Source organism: Planococcus sp. SSTMD024, from assembly GCF_041320495.1.
GTDB lineage: Bacteria > Bacillota > Bacilli > Bacillales_A > Planococcaceae > Planococcus.
Genome location: NZ_JBGGNS010000022.1, coordinates 315,387 through 336,813 on the forward strand (window position 1 = coordinate 315,387; position 21,427 = coordinate 336,813).

The 21,427-nt window shown below is 48.3% G+C and carries 25 protein-coding genes; 13 read left to right on the forward strand and 12 right to left on the reverse strand.

Annotation, left to right across the window (positions count from 1 at the left end; genetic code table 11):
- Nucleotides 1-105 precede the first annotated feature (105 nt).
- A complete protein-coding gene (locus AB9R92_RS10370) occupies nt 106-963 on the reverse strand; it encodes an SDR family oxidoreductase (protein WP_370669374.1) in 858 nt (285 codons plus the stop codon).
- 187 nt (nt 964-1,150) lie between these two features.
- Between AB9R92_RS10370 and AB9R92_RS10375 the strand changes: the two genes are divergently transcribed.
- The 6 genes from AB9R92_RS10375 (at nt 1,151) to AB9R92_RS10400 (ending at nt 5,457) form a co-directional block, all read left to right on the forward strand.
- Complete coding sequence (locus tag AB9R92_RS10375; protein WP_370669375.1) at nt 1,151-1,585, forward strand: Rrf2 family transcriptional regulator; 435 nt, start codon at nt 1,151-1,153, stop codon at nt 1,583-1,585.
- 140 nt (nt 1,586-1,725) lie between these two features.
- A complete protein-coding gene (locus AB9R92_RS10380; RefSeq protein WP_370669376.1) occupies nt 1,726-2,433 on the forward strand; it encodes a class I SAM-dependent methyltransferase in 708 nt (235 codons plus the stop codon).
- 37 nt (nt 2,434-2,470) lie between these two features.
- Complete coding sequence (locus AB9R92_RS10385; protein ID WP_370669377.1) at nt 2,471-3,718, forward strand: MFS transporter; 1,248 nt, start codon at nt 2,471-2,473, stop codon at nt 3,716-3,718.
- A gap of 59 nt (nt 3,719-3,777) precedes the next feature.
- Nucleotides 3,778-4,272 (forward strand): GNAT family N-acetyltransferase, encoded by a 495-nt coding sequence (locus AB9R92_RS10390; protein ID WP_370669378.1) that lies wholly within the window; start codon nt 3,778-3,780, stop codon nt 4,270-4,272.
- 31 nt (nt 4,273-4,303) lie between these two features.
- Entirely contained in the window at nt 4,304-4,768 is a 465-nt protein-coding gene (locus AB9R92_RS10395; RefSeq protein WP_370669379.1) for a GNAT family N-acetyltransferase, read from the forward strand.
- Nucleotides 4,769-4,896: 128 nt separating this feature from the next.
- Nucleotides 4,897-5,457, forward strand: coding sequence for a GNAT family N-acetyltransferase (locus tag AB9R92_RS10400; RefSeq protein WP_370669380.1), 561 nt, complete (start codon nt 4,897-4,899; stop codon nt 5,455-5,457).
- 28 nt (nt 5,458-5,485) lie between these two features.
- Here AB9R92_RS10400 and AB9R92_RS10405 read toward each other — a convergent pair whose 3' ends face one another.
- Nucleotides 5,486-6,355 carry a cation diffusion facilitator family transporter gene (locus tag AB9R92_RS10405; RefSeq protein WP_370669381.1) on the reverse strand — a complete coding sequence of 290 codons (870 nt, stop codon included), beginning with the start codon at nt 6,353-6,355 and terminating at the stop codon, nt 5,486-5,488.
- Nucleotides 6,356-6,570: 215 nt separating this feature from the next.
- Between AB9R92_RS10405 and AB9R92_RS10410 the strand changes: the two genes are divergently transcribed.
- Both AB9R92_RS10410 and AB9R92_RS10415 read left to right on the forward strand, forming a co-directional pair.
- Complete coding sequence (locus AB9R92_RS10410; protein ID WP_370669382.1) at nt 6,571-7,101, forward strand: 2'-5' RNA ligase family protein; 531 nt, start codon at nt 6,571-6,573, stop codon at nt 7,099-7,101.
- A gap of 37 nt (nt 7,102-7,138) precedes the next feature.
- Entirely contained in the window at nt 7,139-7,345 is a 207-nt protein-coding gene (locus AB9R92_RS10415; RefSeq protein ID WP_370669383.1) for a hypothetical protein, read from the forward strand.
- 47 nt (nt 7,346-7,392) lie between these two features.
- On the opposite strand, the gene AB9R92_RS10420 is transcribed toward AB9R92_RS10415, so the two are convergent.
- From AB9R92_RS10420 to AB9R92_RS10460, 9 genes are all read right to left on the reverse strand, one after another.
- Nucleotides 7,393-7,626, reverse strand: a complete 234-nt coding sequence (locus tag AB9R92_RS10420) for a hypothetical protein (protein ID WP_370669384.1) — start codon at nt 7,624-7,626, stop codon at nt 7,393-7,395.
- 15 nt (nt 7,627-7,641) lie between these two features.
- Nucleotides 7,642-8,982: a TRAP transporter large permease subunit gene (locus AB9R92_RS10425; RefSeq protein WP_370669385.1), complete on the reverse strand. Its 1,341-nt coding sequence runs from the start codon at nt 8,980-8,982 to the stop codon at nt 7,642-7,644.
- A gap of 22 nt (nt 8,983-9,004) precedes the next feature.
- Nucleotides 9,005-9,877, reverse strand: coding sequence for an NAD(P)-dependent oxidoreductase (locus AB9R92_RS10430; protein ID WP_370669386.1), 873 nt, complete (start codon nt 9,875-9,877; stop codon nt 9,005-9,007).
- A 4-nt stretch (nt 9,878-9,881) separates the two neighbouring features.
- Nucleotides 9,882-10,571 (reverse strand): RraA family protein, encoded by a 690-nt coding sequence (locus tag AB9R92_RS10435; protein ID WP_370669387.1) that lies wholly within the window; start codon nt 10,569-10,571, stop codon nt 9,882-9,884.
- A gap of 177 nt (nt 10,572-10,748) precedes the next feature.
- Nucleotides 10,749-11,612 (reverse strand): MurR/RpiR family transcriptional regulator, encoded by an 864-nt coding sequence (locus AB9R92_RS10440; RefSeq protein ID WP_370669388.1) that lies wholly within the window; start codon nt 11,610-11,612, stop codon nt 10,749-10,751.
- Nucleotides 11,613-11,706: 94 nt separating this feature from the next.
- Nucleotides 11,707-11,934, reverse strand: coding sequence for a hypothetical protein (locus tag AB9R92_RS10445; RefSeq protein WP_370669389.1), 228 nt, complete (start codon nt 11,932-11,934; stop codon nt 11,707-11,709).
- Nucleotides 11,934-12,260 (reverse strand): permease, encoded by a 327-nt coding sequence (locus AB9R92_RS10450; RefSeq protein WP_370670095.1) that lies wholly within the window; start codon nt 12,258-12,260, stop codon nt 11,934-11,936. Before AB9R92_RS10450 ends, AB9R92_RS10445 begins: the two co-directional genes overlap by 1 nt.
- A gap of 76 nt (nt 12,261-12,336) precedes the next feature.
- A complete protein-coding gene (locus tag AB9R92_RS10455) occupies nt 12,337-12,540 on the reverse strand; it encodes a helix-turn-helix transcriptional regulator (protein ID WP_370669390.1) in 204 nt (67 codons plus the stop codon).
- Nucleotides 12,541-12,927: 387 nt separating this feature from the next.
- Entirely contained in the window at nt 12,928-14,877 is a 1,950-nt protein-coding gene (locus AB9R92_RS10460; RefSeq protein WP_370669391.1) for an FUSC family protein, read from the reverse strand.
- A 463-nt stretch (nt 14,878-15,340) separates the two neighbouring features.
- Between AB9R92_RS10460 and AB9R92_RS10465 the strand changes: the two genes are divergently transcribed.
- From AB9R92_RS10465 to AB9R92_RS10475, 3 genes are all read left to right on the forward strand, one after another.
- Nucleotides 15,341-16,324, forward strand: a complete 984-nt coding sequence (locus AB9R92_RS10465) for a ketoacyl-ACP synthase III (protein ID WP_370669392.1) — start codon at nt 15,341-15,343, stop codon at nt 16,322-16,324.
- 178 nt (nt 16,325-16,502) lie between these two features.
- Nucleotides 16,503-17,498 (forward strand): ATP-binding cassette domain-containing protein, encoded by a 996-nt coding sequence (locus AB9R92_RS10470; protein ID WP_370669393.1) that lies wholly within the window; start codon nt 16,503-16,505, stop codon nt 17,496-17,498.
- A complete protein-coding gene (locus AB9R92_RS10475) occupies nt 17,495-18,337 on the forward strand; it encodes an ABC transporter permease (protein ID WP_370669394.1) in 843 nt (280 codons plus the stop codon). Before AB9R92_RS10470 ends, AB9R92_RS10475 begins: the two co-directional genes overlap by 4 nt.
- A gap of 160 nt (nt 18,338-18,497) precedes the next feature.
- On the opposite strand, the gene AB9R92_RS10480 is transcribed toward AB9R92_RS10475, so the two are convergent.
- Nucleotides 18,498-19,343 (reverse strand): SDR family oxidoreductase, encoded by an 846-nt coding sequence (locus tag AB9R92_RS10480; RefSeq protein WP_370669395.1) that lies wholly within the window; start codon nt 19,341-19,343, stop codon nt 18,498-18,500.
- 229 nt (nt 19,344-19,572) lie between these two features.
- Between AB9R92_RS10480 and AB9R92_RS10485 the strand changes: the two genes are divergently transcribed.
- Together AB9R92_RS10485 and AB9R92_RS10490 are read left to right on the forward strand one after the other, a co-directional pair.
- On the forward strand, nt 19,573-20,367 hold the full coding sequence (locus tag AB9R92_RS10485) for a hypothetical protein (protein ID WP_370669396.1): 795 nt from the start codon (nt 19,573-19,575) through the stop codon (nt 20,365-20,367).
- Nucleotides 20,368-20,600: 233 nt separating this feature from the next.
- Nucleotides 20,601-21,422 (forward strand): PP2C family serine/threonine-protein phosphatase, encoded by an 822-nt coding sequence (locus AB9R92_RS10490; protein ID WP_370669397.1) that lies wholly within the window; start codon nt 20,601-20,603, stop codon nt 21,420-21,422.
- Nucleotides 21,423-21,427 lie beyond the last annotated feature (5 nt).

Here is a 21,427-nt window from a genome sequence, read left to right on the forward strand (position 1 = left end):
GAGAGACCCCGCAGGAACGCAGTGACGAGGAGGCTCGATTCCCGCCCCACGGAAAGCGAGCGATAAGCTTCGGAAAATACGGCTTTTTACCTTTCTTATAGTTTTTTATTTTGAAACGAGCTGTGCGAGGCCATCGTGGATCGGTGTCAGCGGGCGGCCGAGAACTTGTTCAAAATCGCTGTTTGCAACTTCAAGCGAACCGTTGCGGATGCTTTCCTGGATGCCGACGACGATCGGAATGGCAAAGTCCGGCACGCCGGCACCTTTCATGACTTCTGCGTATTCTTCGTCGCTCACGTGCTGGACAGGAATTTGTTTATTCAGTACATCGCCAAGTGCTGAAGCCAATTGTTCCTGTGTTAACAAAGGGCCAGATAGTTCGTAAGTTTTGTTTTCATGGCCGTTGCCAGTCAATACGGCGGCCGCTGCGTCTGCATAGTCCTGCTGCAAAGCCCAGCCGACTTTTCCTTCTCCAGCTGAAGTGACCCAAGGCGCGCCTGCTTCTGCAGCTTGAATGCTGCCGAGTTCGTTTTCCAAATACCAATTATTGCGAAGGAAGGCATAAGGGATGCCCGTTTTGATGATGGCCGCTTCTGTGGCTACATGCGGCGGTGCCATCAGGTTTTGGCTTTCTGTCGCATTGGCGAGGCTCGTATAGGCGATAAATTGAACGCCTGCGCGCTCAGCGGCGAGAACCGCATTCTCGTGCTGGCGGATTCTCGTTTCGTTGTCACCGTCGGTTGAAATGATCAACAAGCGGTCGATGCCTTGAAAAGCGTGATCCAATGTTTCCGGAGCATCGAAATCACCGTGGCGAACATCTACGCCTTGAGCGCGCAAGTTTTCAGCCTTTTCGGGATTGCGGACACTTACCGCAAGATCGCTAGCAGGTACTTGTTTCAATAAAGACGCCACTACTTTTGAGCCCAGTTTTCCTGTAGCTCCTGTCACCAAAATTTTCATCAATAATTCCTCCTGTTCATTTTAACTTGTAACTGAATCGATTACATGTTTAGTTTATTCACTTGTAACCGCCTTGTCAACAGGTTGGGTTTATTATATTTTTGTCTCTAAATTTGATACAATTACTTGTAACCGGAACAATTACATCATGTGAAATTCAACACAAATAAGCAATGGAGGGCTCAACATGTCAATCAGCAGCCGATTTGCCGTCGGAATCCACATACTGGCGTTAATTGATTTGAATAAAGAAACCGCCTCTTCTTCCGAATTCATCGCCGGCAGCGTCAACACTAACGCAGCGGTGATTAGAAAGATCATGGGCATGCTGAAAAAAGCAGGATTGATCGACGTGCAGCCAGGAGTCGCGGGCGCAAAACTTTCGAGAGAGTTATCGGAGATTACGCTATTCGATATATACAAGGCAGTGAACGTGGTCGAGGAGAACGAATTATTCAGCATCCATGACCAGCCGCATCCTGATTGCGTTGTCGGCAAAAACATCCAAAGCACCATCGAGCCGATCTTCATGGCCGCCCAGTCGGCGATGGAAAAAGTGTTTCAGAACCTGACGCTCGAAGACATCGTGAAAGATATTGAAGCGAAAGAACAGGTTCAGTGAAAAAGACATTCCAAGTGGATGTCTTTTTTTATTGAGAAATATCTTAAGAAAGCTTTGAAAGACACAACATTCAATTATTTCGAATAACTTGTGGGAATTATTGGTATAATAATCTTTGGAATATGAAGGAGTAGTGAATCATGAAAAATCGAATCAAAGAAACCTTCAATAATCTTGCTGGCGCATATGAACATTCGACAGACACACAGAATTTATACAATAGTGAGTACGAAAGACCGGCAATGCTTGCCCAGTTGCCCGAGGACTTGAGCGGAAAAAGAATATTGGATGCCGGATGTGCGGCAGGGTGGTACACAGAACAATTGGTCGATAAAGGAGCGCAGGTGACTGCTGTGGATATGAGTCCGGAAATGGCTGCGGCTGCAAAAAGACGCATAGGAGAGAGAGCGGAAGTCATGTGTTTGGATTTGGCAGATGCTTTGCCTTTCGAAGAAGGAATGTTCGATTACATCGTCAGTTCGTTGACGCTGCATTACATCGAAGACTGGGAGTTCACATTCAAAGAGTTCCGCCGCATATTAAAACCTGGAGGCGAGTTGCTGTTCTCAGTCCATCACCCGTTCACCGATATTAAGTTGTCACGTGATATGGAATACTTCTCAACTGAATTGATCGTGGACACATGGAAAAAGGAAGGAAAAGTCTACGAAGTCCCATTTTTCAGAAGGCCGCTTGGCGACATCTTAGCGAAAACGCTTCAGTATTTCTTGGTGGAAGATATTATCGAACCAAAACCGACACAAAAATTCAAAGAGCTGGATACGGAGCGTTATGTACGCTTGATGAAAGCGCCGAACTTCCTGATTGTAAAAGCAAGGAAGCGATAATGTTCATATAAGGTTTTAGGGGAAAGGGGGAAAGGATTTGAGTGAAATACGGACAGGCTGGAAAAATCCAGCCTTATTATTGCTGTCACTCGGAATCGCAGGGCTCGGGGATTTCATTTATTTAGTGGCGATCAATATCATTGTCTATCAGATGACCGGCTCGGCCGCAGCTGTCGCTGGACTTTGGATTGTGGGGCCTATCGTCAATATCCTGACGAAGTTTTGGACGGGCAGTTTTATCGATTACCGAAGCAAAAAAGCAGTCATCACTTCTACATACTTGCTGCGGGCCGGATTCATCGCGCTGATTCCGCTCGCACCGAATGTTTTCGTCATTTATGTGTTTCTTGTTTTCTTGAGTATCGCGAAATCCTTTTTTGGCCCATCTTCCGTGACCTACATCGCAATGCTGGTGCCGAAATCGAAGCGCAAACGTTTCAACTCGATTCGCTCCTTTACGTCTTCCGGTGCGTTCATTTTGGGCCCGGCACTTGGCGGTGTGCTGATTCTGGCGAGTTCGATCGAGGTGACTTTGTGGGTCAATGCACTATTCTTTGTGCTAGCGGCGTTGTTGGTTGTGAAGCTTCCCAAATTGGAAGACATCGATCCGGCCTCTATCCCCGCATTGACCGTTTCCCAAGTCATCAGCGATTTTAAAGTTGTGAGCGATTTTATCACTCGAAATAAATACATCACATTTATTTATCTAGGCTTCACAGCTGTCCTTATCTTTTCCTTCGCAATGGATGCGCAGGAAGTGGTGTTCACCCAGCAAGTAATTGGCTTATCGGAACTCGACTACAGCTTATTGATCAGCCTGACGGGCATCGGGTCGGTGAGCGGTGGCCTGTTGCTATCGTTATTTTCCGCTAAAATTTCTATCAGATCCATGATGGTATATGGATTGATTTTAACGACGATTGGCTACGTGGTCTATGCGTTTTCTTGGTCCTTCATCTCAGTCATGAGCGGCTTTTTGATTTTAGGCTTTTTCATCGTCTTCATGAACGCCGGCATCGCCACTTTCTATCAAAACAATATCCCGGTGGCGTTGATGGGGCGCATCACAAGCATCTTCCAGCTGTTTCAAAGCACTTTGCAAATCGTCTTTCTGTTGGCGGTCGGCCTGCTCGCGGATTTTGTTTCGCTAAGGATCACGATTGCCGCTTTAGCAGTCATCATGCTGGCAGGAGCTGTCGTGCTGGCCTTTTTTGTCATGAAAACAGGAAAAGCCAAGCTTTTTGAAGAAGAGGAAGAGCTGGAAGAGGAAGTATATGTTCAGTAATGGAAAGCCGAGTTCATTGGCTTTGAATAAAATATTAAAAAACTGAAGGAGGATGTAAAATGCCGCATCTTTATACAGATAGGTTAGAGTTGATGACTTTCACGACAGAAATGATGCAAGCCGCGACCTCGACTCGGGACGAGCTGGAACAGGCCACAGGCTATTCCGTAGCTAGTGGGTATCCAAGCGAAACCTATAAAGAAATTCTTCCATATAAAATTCAGCGGTACCGGGACTTTCCTGAAGAAAACGAATGGGAAGGGCTCATTATCCATAAGAAGGACCGGCGCGTCATCGGGGATATGGGCTTTCGGCGAAGCACCGACAACCCAAAAGAAATCGAATTGGGCTACAGCATCGTTCCCGCTTATGAAGGCCATGGCTATGCGACGGAAATGGCCAAAGCAATCATTGAGTGGGGGCTTAAGTTAGAGGGAATAGAGCGCATTATCGCGAGCTGCGACCCGAACAATGCGGCTTCAGCAAGGGTTTTGGAAAAAGCGGGCTTCATCAGTTTAGGCGAGCGTGAAGGGAAGATTTACTGGTCGACATGAAGAACTAGGGAATAAAGAGGTGAAAAAACAGATGGACTATACTTTTCAAGCGATGACGCAGGAACAAGCGGAAGATATTGCGGCAAGCTGGCGTTATCAAGGAGAATATTCCTTTTATGATATGAACGCAGACCCGGAGGACTTAGAGGAGTTTTTGGATCCTGAAAAACGCGCGGACAGTTATTTTATGGTCTTTCAAGACAATGAAGCCGTGGGTTTCTACAGTTTCGGTCAAACGGGGCAAGAGACGGTGGATATCGGGCTCGGCATGAAACCTGAGTTGACCGGCAAAGGCAGCGGTGCTGCATTTTTGAAGGCAGGCTTGCAGTTTGCCAAAAGCAATTACCACCCGCAAAAAATCACCTTGTCAGTGGCGGCTTTCAATAAGCGGGCAATCTCGGTATACGAAAAGCTGGGCTTCAGGGAAGTCGAATCGTTCGTACAGCCGACGAATGGCGGTCATTTCGATTTTGTGAAAATGGAATTGGATTGTTAGAGAAAAACAGTGAAGTGGAAGATGAGTACAAGAAGTTTATTGGATAAAAGTTTTAGGTGGTTGGATATTCTTTTATCAATCAAGCAATGAATCAATTCACTTGTTTGGGTTTTGAAGGAGGGGAAAATATGAAAAAAGTTGTATTGGTGCCGCATAAAGACGGCTACTGCGAAGAAATATTCCGCTTATCCTCAGTTCCGGCAGTAAAAGACGCTTTAGGATTGCCGGAAGGCACACTGGACGATACGATCCGTTTCAGCCGGCTCGTGAGGGAAGAGGAAAAAGCGGGTACGCGGATAGCGCGCGTCATCTTAAACGAGCAAAACCAGCTGGTCGGCCTGACGGATTTGATGTTTATCGACCACGCCAAGAAATCTTGCCATATCGGGACGTGGATCGGGCAGGGTTACTGGGGGAAAGGGTTTAACGAAGCTTCAAAAGTCGAAATCTTGAACATCGCTTTCGAAGAACTTGGATTATCAAACGTATTCGCCGGAGCGAGAAAGGTGAACATCCGCTCTCAAAAAGCGCAGGAAAAACTGCCTTTTATCAGCCTGCACGTAGAAGCTGAATTTCCGGAAGAGCATCAAGCACTCGAGAAAAAGGAAAAGCAGCCATGCGTTTTGCATGTTTTTCGAAAAGAGGATTTTGAAGCGTACCTCGCAGATCTCGACATAAAGGAAGAATGACAAAAACACCGGCAGCTGCCGGTGCTTTTCAATGCGGCTCCACATGCACATGGACAGCCGAAATATCGTAGCGTTTCATGAGTTTTACTTCCACTTTGGTCGAAATATCGTGCGCGACCGCGATGTCCAGATCGCCGGGCACCAAGACAGTGACATCGACGACAGCCCGGTTGCCGTAATTTCTGGCACGGATTTCGCGGACTTCGGTGACGCCCTCTGTATTGAGCGCGGTTTCTTTAAACGATTTAATGAGCTCTTCGTCAAAGCCGTCCGTCAGTTCGTGGGTCGCTTCCCAAAAGATGCCCCAGCCGGTTTTGACGATCAATAAGCCGACAAGAAGTGCCGCAAGCGGGTCGAGCCACGGCAAGTAAAACTGCGCGCCGACGATTCCGACGACCGCGGCGATGCTGACCCAGGCATCGGATAAATTGTCTTTGGCGGCCGCAGCCACGGCTTTGCTGTTGATGCGTTCTGCCAGTTTTTTATTATATCGGTATACTAAATACATGACGATAGCAGAAAATCCTGCGGTCCAGGCTGAGAGCAGCCCAGGTGTTTCGCTTGTGCCTTGGAACATGGACACGACGGCTGAGTAGGTGACTTGAAGCCCGACTGCGACGATGATGAACGATGCCACCAGTGATGCCACGGTTTCTGCCCGCCAATGCCCGTAAGGATGGTTGGCGTCTGCCGGCTTTTGGGATAATTTCAAGCCGATCAAAACTGCCGTTGACGCAACGATATCGGTGACGTTGTTCAAGCCGTCCGCTTTTAACGCTTCCGATCCTGCTATATAGCCGATCCATAATTTAAGAATTGATAAAATAATATAAGTAGCAATGCTGAGCATCGCGCCCCGCTCGCCCAATTTCAGGTTGTCGAATCGTTCCTGTTCCATTGTGATTTCCCCCGTCCTGCAAGTACTTGAGTAGGATACCACCCCGAAATCGAGTGTGTCTACGGCAAAGTTTTTTCAGGATAGCAACTGAAAAGAGAAGAGGAAAGAAAGTTTCGGAAGGGAAAACAGAAGAATATTTGGATAATAGCTCTTTAGGAGAAAAATAAACTTACCCTTTTAATTGAAACTATTGCATAAAGGAAGTAGGCGAGGAAATGAAGTATTTTATCGGCATTGTGCCGGCTGACAAATTTATAAACAGATTGAGCCGATTCAGGAAGCAATGGCCGGACAACCAAATTGATGAGGTAGTTGAACCACATATTACTTTGAAAGCGCAAGGGGGCTTAACGCCAGATGAGAGCTGGCTTGAAGGTGTGCGAAAAGCTTGCCAGAAAATAGCGCCGTTCGAAGTGATGATTGGCGGTACTGCATTTTTCGGGAAAGAAATTCTGTATTTACAGGTCGATTCGCTTGAGCTTAAGAAACTGCACGAACGGCTTGTTGCCATAATTAAACCGACGGATGAAATGATTGCGCAGTATTTCGAACTTGATCAATTCGTTCCCCATCTGACTCTGGCAAAGACGAGTTACGGATTGTCAGCACAACAGCTAAAAGAGATGGCGCAGCTTGCGAGTAAAGAGTTCGATAGTTGCCGGTTTGTGATTGGTTCTATCCGGATCTACCAGAAAAACGGCAGTGGCGCCTATCGGAAATACATGGACATTCCATTCGGCACCTAAAAAGTTAAGCTAAAAATGACAGGAGAATGAAGCGAATATGTTCAAATCATATATGGCGGCAATCGAAAAGTACCGAGGCTTCATCATCGCCTTGAACTGTTTGATTGTCCTTATCAGTTCATGGGGAAACAATTGGGTGCTGACGTGGATCATGGTGGCAGGCGTCATTATTTGCTCATTGACCGGCTTCTCGGATTTGAAGCAAGCTCGCATAGAACAAGAATCGGCTCGTTCTGACAAATAATGAAAAAACGCCCCGCTGCACTAGAGCAACGGGGCGTTTTTTGAGATTTATTCTTTATTTGCTGCTTCGCGGTATTTCGGGAAATACCCCAAGATAAACGCGAAAGCCGAGAAAATCGCTGCCAATACAATAGTGGGTTGTTTTAACACTTCACCAGCCTTGATGGCAAACTCTCCGTTGCCGATCGCAAGGCCCACTAATTGGCTTAATACCATGATGAGCCCCAATGAAATCGACAGCAACAAGCAAATCGTGAAAAGCCGTTCCAATAACTTTTGCATTGTTATTCAACCTCCTTATATTGGTAGAATGCCCATGCCAATGAGCCAACCGATCAACACCACAGGGCAAGCGTAGTACAAAATCAGCATGATGAAGGTTTTTTCAGGCCGTGCCCCGACAATGCCGGAAGCGATGTAGATCGACCCCGAAGCTGGCGGCATTTGGGCCGAAGTGGAAGCGAACGTCATAACGGCTACCGCCGAAATAAGCGGCGAAAAGCCGGATGCAGCCAGGATTTCGTAAGAGACCAGACCGACTGCGGTCAATGTGCCCGTTGAAGTCAATGGGCCGGCAATGGCGGTGATGCCGATCCCGACCAACAGAAGCGTCAGCCAAGCAGGCGTGTCAACAGAACTCATCATATAAGCAATATTGTCGGACAGGCCAAGTGACGTGAGAACTTCACTGGACGCCACCGCGAAAAATATGAGTGCGCCAATCACGGTGAAGCGCGGAATTGATTTTTGGATGAAAGCAGATATCTCCGAGAAAGAGCGTGGAGCTGATTTGCCGGCTAACAGGAAAGCAATTGCGATCATCAATGTCGGAATCCAGATGACGATGTCGATGCTGTCGAGCGCTTCCTCGCCGAGTGCAGGGACATTCATGATAAATTCGCTGATTGGCCCGATCGTCAATACCAACGGGATGATAGCTCCCAAGTAAATCAAAATGGAAGTCCAGCCATCCTTCAATGAAACGCTTAACGGGCTAAGCGAATCCGGCGGAAAGGCCTTAATGTTCTGTTTCTTAACGAAGTAGCCAATCATAATCAATCGGTGCAAAAACTGATAGGCGCCCGCAATCAACAAGGCGATGAAAAATTCACCTGTCGTAATGGCGGCAGCGACTGGAGCAAACCCCAAAATGATGAACATGGAAGAAGTGGGAGGGAGGGCAGACGCCATTCCGCCATTTCCGACCATGACCGATGCGGCAATTTCTTTGTTCCACTTATTGCGCAGCATCCAAGGGCCGGTAATCGAGCCGGTGGCAGCCGTATTGCCGGAATCTCCGCCGGACAAAGTGCCCATCACGGAAGAACCTACAGCATCCATAAGGGCAGGAGCCCCTGGCAGGCGGCCGACCAGCGAGTTCAAAATGGCCAATAGGCGCTCAACGATGCCGAATTTATCGATTACATACGCCATAAACACGAAAGCGATCGCGGCGTAGAGCACTGAAAATGTGGAAGCGAACTCAATGCCTTGCATGAACAGGGCAAAGGCTTGAGATCCGCCGAGTGGGATGATGGCCAAAAACCCAATCAAGGCCGCTTCGCCCAAATTTCTTTTCAGTTTCACGCTCCAGAAAACTAAAACGCTTACAAAAATAACGAGTGCAATAATTCCCATTATGCGGTCTCCTTTCTATGTCTCAATCGGAATGGTTGATTTTCTCCATGACTTGCTTCCAGGTTTGAGGCGCTTTTCCACCGAATTGCTCTTTAAGTTTTGAATCGGTGAGCAATTGCAATTTGTCGCGCGTGGCTTTGGTCATCAAGGTGTCCACTTTATTTTCGTTCAGAAATTCAATTACATTGTCCATTTCTTTGACGCGCCGCTCTGCGTGAAGCACGTTGCCGGTGATTAAGCGATTGATTACGTTTTCGAACGGTTCCTTGTCGATCGTGTTAGTGATTGACGCAGTAATCGTCTCATCGAGATCCAGTTTCTCCGCCACTTCCATCACTTCATGAAGAAGAGTAGAAAGGCCTTTAGTGAAGATGCTGCGGATGAATTTAATATTGGTAGCATCGCCAGCGGCTTCGCTGACATACTCCAAGTTCATCTCCAAATTCTCTCCCTGGCGGATGAATGCTTGTGCAGCGGGACCACTGACAATCATCGGCACTTTATGCTGGTTGCCTTTTAAGGGCCCCATAATTGCGGCGTCTACGAACCGGCTTTGTGTAGATGCCAATCGCTCGCTGATGTTCTGTTTAATGTTAGCGGAAGCAGTCGTCAAATCCACATACAGCGTCTCGTTATTCACCGCCGGGAAAACAGAATCCCATGCACTCTCTGCATACTGGGCGGGAACTGCGACGAAGAGGATCGCCAAGTTTTGCTCCGCCACTTTCAAAGGGCTGTCGAGCAAAGCCACACGTGCTTCTCGAGCCCGTTGAATCATCCCAGGTTCTTTGTGCTGTTGGTCGAAAGCGAAAAGTTGAAGATCGCTCCCAAGATGCTGGAACCCTTTAGACATTTCGTATCCCACTTCACCGAATCCAATGAATCCTATTTTCATACACTCAATCCCTTTCCGGTATGCCGTATTTTTTTAATTTATCTTCGAGCCAGCTCGGGGCAATCGCGGATTTTTGCTTCGTGCCGGAGTGCTGCTTGTATTGCTCGATGACGTCGAGGCGATTTTGTTCGTAGGCCAATTTCTTTTTTGCTTTTTCAATGATCCCGGAAGCCAGTTCATAAGGAATCACCACTACTCCGTCTTCATCCCCTACGATATAGTCGCCCGAAGAAACGAATGCGCCTGCACACGTGATGTCCGTGTCGAACGAACCGGGCCCTTCTTTTTGGGGGCCTGTCGACAAGAATCCCTTTGCATAAATTTGGATATCCAATTGTTCAAGTTCTCTTTTATCACGCACCATGCCATCGATCACGACCCCTTGGATGCCGAGTGCTTCTGCAACTCCAGCCATCAACTCCCCCAAGTAAGCGGAGCCTTTATGGTCTTGTCCATCGACTACGATAATATCGCCTGGTTCCACTTCGTAAATGGCGTGGTGCAAAAATAAATTATCGCCTTTTGGCAGGGATACTGTCCGTGCCCGCCCAACGAGCGGCTGTTTGTAATTCACCGGCTTTACCCGGTAGTCCATCGCATTATTCGTCTCCATTACATCGGCGAAGATGGAAGAGCTTATCGTACGCATCTGTTCAATCAACTGTGAATCTTGTTTCAGCGAAGACTTGGTCATATGAAAACCACCTTTGTAATATTTATTACTTAAAATTGAGTTAAAGTAATTTTTATTACTATACCAATTGCTTTTTCCGATGTAAACCCTTTCATTGATAAAAAAACAAAATAAAAAAACTTTTCAGAAGACGGACGACATCTTCTGAAAAGTTTAGGTGGCTGCAAAAAGACGGTTTTAGGAATCTTTTGATGAGTTGTTGTAGTGATAATCCATGCCGGTCAGCACATCGTTGATGAGGTCCAATCGTTCTTTCGTTTTCTCGGATTGGGTAATGGCGGTTGCGTTGATCAAATAGTCGGCGACAACCATTGCTGAGATGGGCGAGTTATGAAAAGCAAGACTATCCGATTCGCAGACGAGCGTGAGATCCGCAAACTCGACAATAGGCGAAGAGAAACTATCGGTGATGGCCACGATTTGCACTTTCCGTAATTTCGCGGCTTTGACAAAGTCGATGATGCGCTTGGCGTAGCGGGGGAAACTGGTCGCAATGATCAAGTCGCCTTCATTCATGGTGATCACTTCATCGACCCAATCGCTCGTGTCGGCAATGAAAAGTCTCGCGTTTCCGGATGTCCGGTTCAAGCCGTTGCTCAAGTATTGCCCGACCGGCAGCCCGCTGCGAACGCTGGTGCAGTAAATGTGGCGTGCGGAGACAATTTTTTGGACGGCTGCATCAAGTTGCGCCTTCGGTAATTGTTCGGCCAAATTGCGGATATGATGCATGTGATGGGCGATGGTGTTTTCCCACAAGTCGCCTTCAGTGGGGCTTTCGAGGTTTAATTTCAAGCGGTTCTGCGGAGCGGTTTGATCCCGCAATCGCTGCTGCAAGCCTTTTTGAAATTCGCTATAGCCGCTATAGCCAAGGTTTGCGGTCAGCCGCATAATGGTGGTGGTGCTGGTATTTACACGCTGTGCCAATTCATGCACGGTTAAAAAAGCGGCTTCTGAAGAGTTTTTCATAATATAATCCACAATCGCACGTTGGCCAGTCGTAAGTTTCGACAAGTTTTCTTTGATCGACGTTAAAGGATCCATTCCTAATCCGCTCCTTTTCAAGCACAGCTGATTCGTTTTCACTTCTATTCAGTGTACTATACATGTTTTAAATAAAGTGAGGGGTGATGCACATTCACTTCCCATGGGCACTGTCCAAGCGTTTGGGTTGGCCCATGCGTTTCTCCAGTGTAAAGAGGAGCAGCAAGATAATGGTGATGAAAGTATTCATTGTTAGTGCTAGAGGCAATAGATGGCCGGCGGCACCGTCATTTGCGTGCAAGTACAAATAAATTCCTAGTGAAATGCTGCCTACTGCCGAGATAGCCAAGATGATTTTTAACAATAGAATTACGTTTTTCATCAATAACGCCTCGAAAGGAAAACCCATGACGTAAACAAAGTACTGATCATCAACGCGGTTAAAATATTGATCGCTTCACTGGCGGTTAATTGAACAACTTCAAATTCCACTAATAAGTTGAGGATGAAAGAATAGAACAGGAACGCAAAGAAAGTGAAGAACATGCCTTTTTGACGGATCAGCTGCATGCGTTCATCTTTTTGGACAAATTGTGGGTATAGGTAGCTCAAACAAAATGCCATCACTGACATCGAAAGGATGGTATAGGTTTCCGATAGCGGAGCACTATTGGCCATGAATGCTGCTATAGTCAAAAATCCTCCCATCAGCAAAAATAACGAGCCCAGTGCTGAAAATGCAATGCGGTAATTGATAATAATCCCTCCTTCGTGGTTCAACCGGTTAATCCGGGCTGCCATCTAAAAAGAAAATGTCTTCGACAGGCGTTTCGAAAATTTGGCCCATCTGCAAGGCGAGCGGAAGCGAAGGGTTGTAGCGCCCTTTTTCAATTGAAATGATTGTCTGTCGCGAAACGCCCAGTTTTTTGGCGAGCTGGTCTTGTGAATAACCGTGCGTCTCCCGCAATTCCTTTAATTTATTATCCACTCCATCACGTCCTCGTAATTATGTTTCCATGTTACGTGTAAAGGAGACTTTACGTCAAGTAAGGTTTACACACATGCACTTGAAGTTCACATGCGCAAAAAAGACGAAGCCTGCTCAAAGGCTTCGTCTTCAGAGTATTGAAGAAGTTTGTTAGACAGATATTAAATTAAAAGCTGACGATCTTTTCGACATTCAAAAATCAATGATTTATTCAAGTATTTGGAGAAGCGTTTGCTCGACTCCTGTGGGAGCAGCGAAGCGACGGGTTTGAGAGACCCCGCAGTGAGCTTAGCGAACGAGGAGGCTCGATTCCCGCCCCACGGAAAGCGAGCAATAAGCTTCGGAAAATACAACTACTTTACTTTCTCGACAAACTAAAGACGAAGCCTACTCAAAGGCTTCGTCTTTTTCGTGCAAGTCGGCCTTGCGCGTGCTCATTCGAACCGTTTCCTGCAAGGCAGCGAGTTCCTGTTCGATTTCCGGGAATCCTGGGATTTCCGGAATCACGTGTTCCGCAAATGGCCAGTTGCCTTCCAACGCATTCGCCATCATTTCGAAAAACAGATGAAGCTGCCCGAGTTGGACCGGAGATAAGGCGAGCCGGTCTTTTTGCGCTGCATTTTCGAGCAGGAAGGCGAGCTGTTCGGAAGCGAAAAACACCTGCTGCAAGAGAGCGAGATTTTCCGGCCGCTGCGGCAATTCGCCTTGTGCAGTGTCCAGCACCAGTTTCAAATTGTTAAGATTGGTGCGCATTTTCTTTTGTTCGATCGGTTGTGCATCGATGTCCGGGCTATATGGTGAAAACAGCAGGCTCATGAAGCGCTGCTGGCTTCGCAAAGTTTTGGACATGAGCGGAGGCAGCAACGTGGACGCGCGGCGCCTGCCGATCAGCAACACCCCGAGCAATCCGATCGCGGAACCGATCAGCACATCGACAATGCGCGCGGAAGCGAAATAGGAAAGGTCCCCGATCTGCGATGTGCTTTCCGCAATCATCAATGCGTTCGGCGTGATGAAGAATGCCGCAACGGCATAGTTCAGGACAATCGCCAGCTCCGTGAGCGCCGTCAACGCGAAAATCATCAGCGCTATGAACAGTCCATCCGGTTGGAAGGACAGAATGACAGCGGCGACTACAATGCCGACAATGGTGCCAGCCGACCGTTGAAGCGAGCGGTTGAACGTCGACAGGATCGTGGCGCCGGACATGACCGCCGCAGCCGACAACGGCACCCAATACGACGGGTCGATCGGCAGGAAGTAGGCGACGAATGCCGCAAACGCCAAAACGACGCCGAAGCGGATGGCCGCAAAAAACACCATGGAATGTTTGTTGAAAGCATTGGCAAAGACGGTCTTGAACGATTCCGCTTTCAGTTCGGTATCACGCGTCCGTTTGTCGCGCCGGCCGGTAAGGATATCATAAGCTTTTCGTGTGCTTTCGGTTAAGGCATCGCCGGTTTCCGTCTGCAGGCGGGGGGCGGCGGCAAAGGATTTTTTGCCGGACGCTTCGACTGATGAAGCGATGAGCCGCAAATTCTCAACGGTTTCTTTCGACACGGTCGAATAACGGTCGCCGCGCTTGATGATTTCGGCATAAATTGATACTGCCTGCGCATGCAACAAGGTCAATTGCACAAGCCGGTTCGAGCGCGTCCACTTCGCGTTTGCATTGCTGAGGTCCGTTTCGGCGGATTTCAAGGCGGACCAGGCATGCTGGCGCACTTCATAGAATTCAGCGGACCCAGCCGATTCAGCCAAAGCAGTGAGCGCCATATAGCCCCGTTTCACTGCTTTGGTTTCTGGCGCATGGGGATTGAATGGATAAGCCCACATCGCCATCAGCCAGGACAGCATGCCGCCCAGGAACACGAGAAAGCCATGCAAAAAGAACAGCGACGGGGTGTCTGCCATATTATTGTTGATCAAAAACACCAGAACGAAAAAAATCGCGGTCGGCCCCGTGAACTGATAGGCGCCGAAAATAAACACCGCCGATGCCCCGATGATGCCGACGGCGGCTGCGGCGAGCAAGGGCTGTTGCGACAACAGGGCGCCGAACCCTGCAGACAAGGCCAAGCCGAGCGCGGCGAAAAAGATTTTCTTCGAACGCAGCGCGTACGGTTCATTGAACATATATAGAAATGCCAAGCCGCCGAGCCCTGCGATCAGCCCGTATTGCAACTGGCCCAACAGGACGCCAATCAGCACGGGAAGCCCGGAGCTGATGCCGGCAGCCAGTGCTTTGGCCCAGGGGAGCGGGCGTTGGTTGATGGCGAAAGCCTGCTTCAGGAGCTTGCGGAATTCACCACTTTTTGCGATTCGGTTTCGTTTCATTCCAGCGCCTCCTAAAAAATAAATTCTCTTATGCCCATTATTCCACAGAACGATTTTGAAGGGCGAGCCTCAGCCGTCCGCTTGCAGAAATTTACGAGCCAAACTTCTGCATTGTCTTTACGTTTCACTTTAAGATCGAGTGGGTGCTTGAAAAAAACTCCTCGTAGAAGTTCTATTTAGCATCAAATTTATTATTCATTTTTTAACATTTTTCTCATCTCTTTGAAGTTTTTATTTTGGGTGTAAGCATTTTAAGAGATAGAAAAATATTGAGAAGTCAATTGCCACAAACAACTGGAGCGATACTAGACTTCTTATTTCCTAGGCAGCCCATGACTTATGAATCGGAAATACGCTGAAAATATTATGCAGTAAAAAGTATTTGCCCATTCATCTAAATTATTGGTACCTAATACTAATGTTAGGTGCTAAAATGAGGTGAGTAAGCTAAAGGGGTGTATGAATGAGCAAATCAGCAGCACGAATTACAGCCATCGGATCGTATGTACCCGAAAAGAGGCTGACGAATTTGGACCTGGAACAATTGGTTGAAACAAATGACGAGTGGATTCTCCAGCGCACCGGCATCCGGGAGCGCCGCATTGCGGGAGAACACGAATTTACGAGTGATATAAGTGTGAGTGCAGTACAAGATTTGGCGGAACGCTACGAAAAATCGTTCGACGATGTCGATTTGATTATCGCTTGCACGATGACGCCTGATTTCAAAACACCAAGCGTCGCCGCGATGGTCCAGGCGAAACTGAACATCCCGAACGCCGGCGCGATTGATTTGAACGCGGCGTGCGCAGGTTTTTCCTACGGCCTGCAGGTGGCGAACGGCTTGATCACCTCCGGATTGCATAAGAAGATTCTGGTGATCGGGGCAGAGACTTTCTCGAAGATCCTCGACTACACCGACCGCTCGACCTGCATCTTGTTCGGAGACGGCGGCGGGGCAGTCCTGGTCGAACACGACGCAGACAACCCGAGCTTTATCGAGTCGCATATGGGGACAAACGGCGCGTTGGCGAATAACCTGTATTGCACAGACCTGGCCGGAGAGATGTTCGGCGAACAGTTGGCTGCCCGCAACGTCGTCTGGCAAAATGGCCGCGAAGTATATAAATGGGCAGTCAATACCGTGCCGAAAGGTGTCAACGCCTTAATGGAGAAAGCAGGGGTAACGCCTGGTGAAGTGGATTGGTTCGTGCCGCATAGCGCCAATTTGCGGATCATCGAGTCGATTTGCACGAGAAGCGGGCTGTCGCTTGAGAACACCATCTATTCCCTTGAATATTACGGCAACACCTCTGCCGGCTCGATTCCCTTGTCTTTGGCACAAGGCGTCAAAGACGGCCGCATCAAAGCGGGCGATCAATTGCTGCTGTACGGATTCGGCGGCGGTTTGACCCATGCGGGGATGCTGGTGAAATGGTCGATTTAATAGTTGTATGTGTAAACTCCTGCTAAGTGCAGGGGTTTTCTTTTGATAGAAAATAATAGTGGATTAGTGAGAACGTTTGTTCTATAATAAAATAAAAAGAGTGAATATTCTGCCAAAAGGTTTATAATAGAGCCCATAATCATGTGAACGTATCCTGCAAAGAAAAAAGGTGAAAAGCATGGAAACTAAAAGCGTGGACCGGCAAGCGAACGGATTGGCTGTAGAAGCGGCGGGACTGGTGAAAGTGTACGGGAAAGAACGGGCGGTAGACGGTGTGGACTTAGCGATACCAAGCGGGACAGTATACGGGTTTTTAGGGCCGAATGGGGCGGGAAAAACGACGACGATCCGCATGCTCGCCACATTGATCCAGCCGGACGCGGGCAGCGCGACCATTTTCGGCCACGATTTGAAGACAGAAAGCGCGGCCATCAAAAGCCGCATCAGTTTAACGGGCCAGTATGCATCGATCGATGAAGATCTGACCGGCATCGAGAACTTGGTGCTCATCTCCAGGCTCATGGGTTATACGGTGAAGGAAGCGAAGCAGCGTGCGGCGGAATTGCTCTCGGCATTCGGCTTGGAAGGTGCGGCGAAGCGGCAAGTGAAAAAGTATTCGGGCGGCATGAGGCGGCGGATCGATATCGCCGCAAGCATTGTTGTGACGCCGGATTTGTTATTTCTCGACGAGCCGACGACAGGCCTCGACCCGCGCAGCCGCAATCAGGTATGGGAGATTGTGCGCGCACTCGTTCAGGCTGGGACGACCGTGCTGTTGACGACACAGAACTTGGAGGAAGCGGACCAGCTGGCCGATCGCATTGCCGTCATCAATCAAGGCAAGATCATCGCAGAAGGCACGAGCAGTGAATTGAAAGCATCTGTCGGGACTGGCACATTGAATGTGCAATTGCTCGATGCAGCCGATCAAGCGCAAGCAGCAGCCATTCTTGAACGCAAGCTCAGCGTCCCGGTTCACGTATCAACAGACGGCGTGACCTTGAGTGCGCAGGCAAAAGACTCTTCGATCGTTGCCGAAGCGCTTGGCGAACTGGGCAAAGAAAAAATCGGCATCAGCGATTTTTCGCTCGGGCGGCCGAGCTTGGATGAAGTGTTTTTGACATTGACCGGACAAGCCGCCAGCAATCAGCCGACTGAGGAGGAAAACTCATGAGCGTGCAAATTGAACATGACAAAACGGCGTATGAAGAAGTGCATCCGTCGAATGCCATTGCTTCCAGCAGGCGGCCGGATCCGCCGAATGCCTTGGCTTCGACGATGGCGTTTGCCCACCGGGCGCTGCTTAGGATCAAGCATGTGCCGGAGCAGATGTTTGACGTCACGGTGTTTCCAATCATTTTTCTATTGATGTTCACGTATTTGTTCGGTGGCGCAATCGCCGGATCGACAGGTGAATACTTGCAATTTCTGTTGCCTGGCATTTTGGTCATGACCGTATCGCAGATTACGATGTATACCGGCATCGACTTGAATAACGACATTCGAAAAGGCATATTCGACCGCTTCCGGACCTTGCCGATTTGGCTCCCGTCCGCTTTGGTCGGGGCGCTGCTTGTCGACGTCATCCGCTACTCGCTGGCATCGGCGATTATGATCGGGCTCGGGCTGGTGCTCGGATTTCGGCCGGAAGGCGGAGCGATGGGAGTGTTGGGCGCGGTATTGGTCATTTTATTGTTCTCGTTCAGCTTCTCGTGGATTTGGACCGCCGCCGGCATCATCATGCGCTCCGAAAAATCCTTGATGATGGTCAGCTTTTTGGTGGTGTTTCCGCTGACGTTCGTCAGCAATGTCTTCGTCGATCCATCGACTTTGCCTTCCTGGCTGCAAGGCTTCGTCAACATCAATCCGATTTCCATCCTCGCCACAGCGGTGCGCGGCTTGATGCACGGCAACGGCACATGGGAGCAGATCGGATGGGTGGTCGTCGTATCCGCGATTTTCGTCGTGATTTTTGCGCCGCTGACCATGTATCTGTACCGGCGAAAAGAATAGTGGATTTGATGGGGCTTGCTGTGCGGAAACCGGTTATCTGCTCATCTTCGTCATTCGCTCAGTGAACAAAAACGAACCCCGGATAGGCCCACGTCAACAACAGTGGTCCCATCCGGGGTTTTATTTGGAGAACTCATCACGCTTTGGCCTTTATATGTGCTCACTTCCACGAGTGCCGGTAATCATGCAGATAGGCTTCCATTTTCTTGGGGGGGTGGCCGGTCAAGTTTTGGTAATCGGAAGTTATGCCCTTGGCCAATCCCAATTTGGTCGGAAAATGAATGCCGATGACCACATTGATAAACCCTTTATCTTTTCCGCGGCTCAGCATGTACTGTTTAAAATCTTTAGGGGAAGGGTTTGCATAGGTAATTGGCTTGCCGAGAATTTCTGTCATTTTTTCGGCAACTTGTGAAAAGTTCAGCGCTTCATCGCCTGTGATCGTATAGGCTTTATTTTCGTACAGGGGCGGATCCTGTAAGGATAAAGAAGCAATTTCCGCTAAATCCCGTACATCGACAAAACTGGTTTTCCCCATGCCCGCTGGCACATAAATACGCTGGCGTTCTTTAATTTCCTCTCCTAAAAAATCGTTCAGGTTCTGCATAAAGTAGCCGGCGCGGATGAATGTATAAGAAACTCCCAGTTTGCGAATCAGCTTTTCGTTTTTATGGTGATGGATAAACGGCAAAAACTGGACATCTTTTACCGACAGGTAGGTGATGTGGCGAATGTCGCTACTTTTTGCTGCTTCTAAAAATTCAGCGAATTTCAGGTTTTCGCCAGGCGGATACATTAAAAATAGTTGATCCACCTCTTCTAGAGCTGGTTTGAAAGTTGCTGGATCTGCAAAGTCCAATGTTGAAAATTCGTAGGCATAGCCGTATTGTTTCCGGGCTTTTTCCACATTGCGCACCGCACACTTAAAAGAAATACCTTTCCTTTTTAAACTCTGGGCAACTTCATACCCTACGTTCCCGGTAAAGCCAGTCACCAGTACAGTCATCTAATCCACCGCTTTCCATGAAATCATATTGTGGGTACAGGAGCGAATAAAATCACCAATAAAAGACTGGTTATATCGTCCAGTATAGCATGAGCCCACAAGCTATTTTCATAAATTCAAGCTTATACATGAAAAATTGTAAGCATATGTATTTTATTGACTGAAAATTCTGTGTATATTGTAAGAGAAAATAAAATGGGGTTTTAGTATAGGAAGGTGGAGGAGTAAAGTGAAATGGCTGAAACGCTTGTTGAGTAAATTACAGCGAATCGCGGTTCTTGCGTTAGCGTTGTTGCAGCCGGCCACTGTATGGGCGGTGGAAAAAGCAAACGGTGGCTTGTTTGAAGGCGACGGAGCCGATCCGCTCATTACGCCAGCAGGATACGCATTTTCGATTTGGTCCGTTATCGTTCTCGGAACAATTGCTTATGCTATTTACCAGCTCCTCCCTGTCAGCTATCCCAAAACTATTTATGACCGCATCGCTGCGCGTTCCAGCTTAATCTTCATAGGTTTCGGGGCATGGATTTGGTGTGCTTCCAACGAATGGCTATGGACCACCGTTTTCATCTTTGCGGCAATGGGGCTGCTGTTGCGCTCAGTATTTTTGGACCTATTGAATGCTTCCTTGGCTTCTCCAGAGCGATGGATTGTCACAGGCACTTTTGCGCTTTATTATGGGTGGACGACAGTCGCTGTATTTGCCAATCTATCATCTGCGCTTACTTTTTATGGATGGCCAGTCACAGGCTTGCTGGGAATTTTATGGCAAGCGGGAATGTTATTGGCCGCTGCGGCCATTTCGTTACGGCTGTTGAAGGAAGTCGAATACCAAACAGGTTATTATGCCGCCATTTTATGGGCTTTTGTGGCCATTAGTGTTGGTTCGGTACTAGGTGGTTGGAAAGCACTTCCACTAGCGCTCATTGCTGCAACGGCTACCTGTCTAATCGGCATCAATGGCGTGAAAAACTACCGTTCGAGAAATAGCCAGAAATTGCCTGGCGCCCGTCATGCTGTTTGAGGCCGTACTAGTAAGCAAATGCCAAATTGACAGCCTATTTTGAATTGGGTGCTATTGGTGTGACAATATAGTTGAGTCCAGTTTTAAAGCAAAAATAACTTAATCAATAGAGTTGAACAGGGGAAGACCTATTGCCTTTTGAAAAGGCGATAGGCTTTTTTTGCGCGAATACAGCAGGCAAATGCAGTTAGCAACTTTATCGGAGCAGTAGTGAAGCTTGGAGGCAAATACTCATGGCAAATAGAAAAGAGCAAGCACAATTCAGTTGGGTCGGCAGCGAAAAACATTTTGTCGACCAGCTGGACATTCAGCAAATCGGGCCAGTCACAGTTGGGCGGTTTGGCGGCAATTCGACAGCTGGGCAAACGAAAAATGAAGATGGCTGTATGGTTTGGGCGAACGCGGAGGAAGACTGGGAATTTACCGTGTTGCTGGACGCCCATCAAACGGCAGAAAGCGCGGAGCTCGTCGTAGCGGAAATTAGCCGCTTGGCACCTTTAATCAACGGTGCTTTAAAGCTGCCGGTCAAACAAGCATTTGGCCAGCTACCGGAAATTCTCCTGACGGCTTTTGACAGCGAACACTTTAAAAGAGCATGCAGCGAAGTGCAAGGCGAAACGGCTGTCTTGTGCACTGCACGAAAAGGCAAGTTCCTTTGGTGGCTCTCGGTCGGCGATTGCCTGTTGTACTTGTTTCATCCTGAACTCGAAGCGCTTGGCGAGATGCAGCAAAACCACCGCAGCTTTTATGAATGGATCGGCAAAGTGAACACATTCGATTTGCCGGTGCCGTGTTTTAGCACAGGCGCAAAAGAATTACGAAAAGGGACCAATCACATTGTGCTGACGACCGATGGATTGGTGGAATGCCCCAATGCCGATTTTTCAAATCCATTGGAAGTGGCAAAACGATTTGATGGTGTTTCAAATACAGAAGGCGTACGGGCGCTGTTGGAAAAAATCAAAGACAAGCAAGTCCGGGACAGCACCACAATCTTGTCGTGGAGTGTAGAAGTCAAAAGTGAATCCACACGCCCCGGAGATCAACTGCAATAGTTTTG

Excerpts from the sequence above, each read along its gene's own strand:
- AB9R92_RS10370 (WP_370669374.1), bottom strand. The coding sequence starts at position 963 with ATGAAAATTTTGGTGACAGGAGCTACAGGAAAACTGGGCTCAAAAGTA.
- AB9R92_RS10375 (WP_370669375.1), top strand. The coding sequence starts at position 1,151 with ATGTCAATCAGCAGCCGATTTGCCGTCGGAATCCACATACTGGCGTTA.
- AB9R92_RS10380 (WP_370669376.1), top strand. The coding sequence starts at position 1,726 with ATGAAAAATCGAATCAAAGAAACCTTCAATAATCTTGCTGGCGCATAT.
- AB9R92_RS10390 (WP_370669378.1), top strand. The coding sequence starts at position 3,778 with ATGCCGCATCTTTATACAGATAGGTTAGAGTTGATGACTTTCACGACA.
- AB9R92_RS10395 (WP_370669379.1), top strand. The coding sequence starts at position 4,304 with ATGGACTATACTTTTCAAGCGATGACGCAGGAACAAGCGGAAGATATT.
- AB9R92_RS10400 (WP_370669380.1), top strand. The coding sequence starts at position 4,897 with ATGAAAAAAGTTGTATTGGTGCCGCATAAAGACGGCTACTGCGAAGAA.
- AB9R92_RS10405 (WP_370669381.1), bottom strand. The coding sequence starts at position 6,355 with ATGGAACAGGAACGATTCGACAACCTGAAATTGGGCGAGCGGGGCGCG.
- AB9R92_RS10410 (WP_370669382.1), top strand. The coding sequence starts at position 6,571 with ATGAAGTATTTTATCGGCATTGTGCCGGCTGACAAATTTATAAACAGA.
- AB9R92_RS10415 (WP_370669383.1), top strand. The coding sequence starts at position 7,139 with ATGTTCAAATCATATATGGCGGCAATCGAAAAGTACCGAGGCTTCATC.
- AB9R92_RS10420 (WP_370669384.1), bottom strand. The coding sequence starts at position 7,626 with ATGCAAAAGTTATTGGAACGGCTTTTCACGATTTGCTTGTTGCTGTCG.
- AB9R92_RS10425 (WP_370669385.1), bottom strand. The coding sequence starts at position 8,982 with ATGGGAATTATTGCACTCGTTATTTTTGTAAGCGTTTTAGTTTTCTGG.
- AB9R92_RS10430 (WP_370669386.1), bottom strand. The coding sequence starts at position 9,877 with ATGAAAATAGGATTCATTGGATTCGGTGAAGTGGGATACGAAATGTCT.
- AB9R92_RS10435 (WP_370669387.1), bottom strand. The coding sequence starts at position 10,571 with ATGACCAAGTCTTCGCTGAAACAAGATTCACAGTTGATTGAACAGATG.
- AB9R92_RS10440 (WP_370669388.1), bottom strand. The coding sequence starts at position 11,612 with ATGGATCCTTTAACGTCGATCAAAGAAAACTTGTCGAAACTTACGACT.
- AB9R92_RS10445 (WP_370669389.1), bottom strand. The coding sequence starts at position 11,934 with ATGAAAAACGTAATTCTATTGTTAAAAATCATCTTGGCTATCTCGGCA.
- AB9R92_RS10450 (WP_370670095.1), bottom strand. The coding sequence starts at position 12,260 with ATGGGAGGATTTTTGACTATAGCAGCATTCATGGCCAATAGTGCTCCG.
- AB9R92_RS10460 (WP_370669391.1), bottom strand. The coding sequence starts at position 14,877 with ATGAAACGAAACCGAATCGCAAAAAGTGGTGAATTCCGCAAGCTCCTG.
- AB9R92_RS10465 (WP_370669392.1), top strand. The coding sequence starts at position 15,341 with ATGAGCAAATCAGCAGCACGAATTACAGCCATCGGATCGTATGTACCC.
- AB9R92_RS10470 (WP_370669393.1), top strand. The coding sequence starts at position 16,503 with ATGGAAACTAAAAGCGTGGACCGGCAAGCGAACGGATTGGCTGTAGAA.
- AB9R92_RS10475 (WP_370669394.1), top strand. The coding sequence starts at position 17,495 with ATGAGCGTGCAAATTGAACATGACAAAACGGCGTATGAAGAAGTGCAT.
- AB9R92_RS10480 (WP_370669395.1), bottom strand. The coding sequence starts at position 19,343 with ATGACTGTACTGGTGACTGGCTTTACCGGGAACGTAGGGTATGAAGTT.
- AB9R92_RS10490 (WP_370669397.1), top strand. The coding sequence starts at position 20,601 with ATGGCAAATAGAAAAGAGCAAGCACAATTCAGTTGGGTCGGCAGCGAA.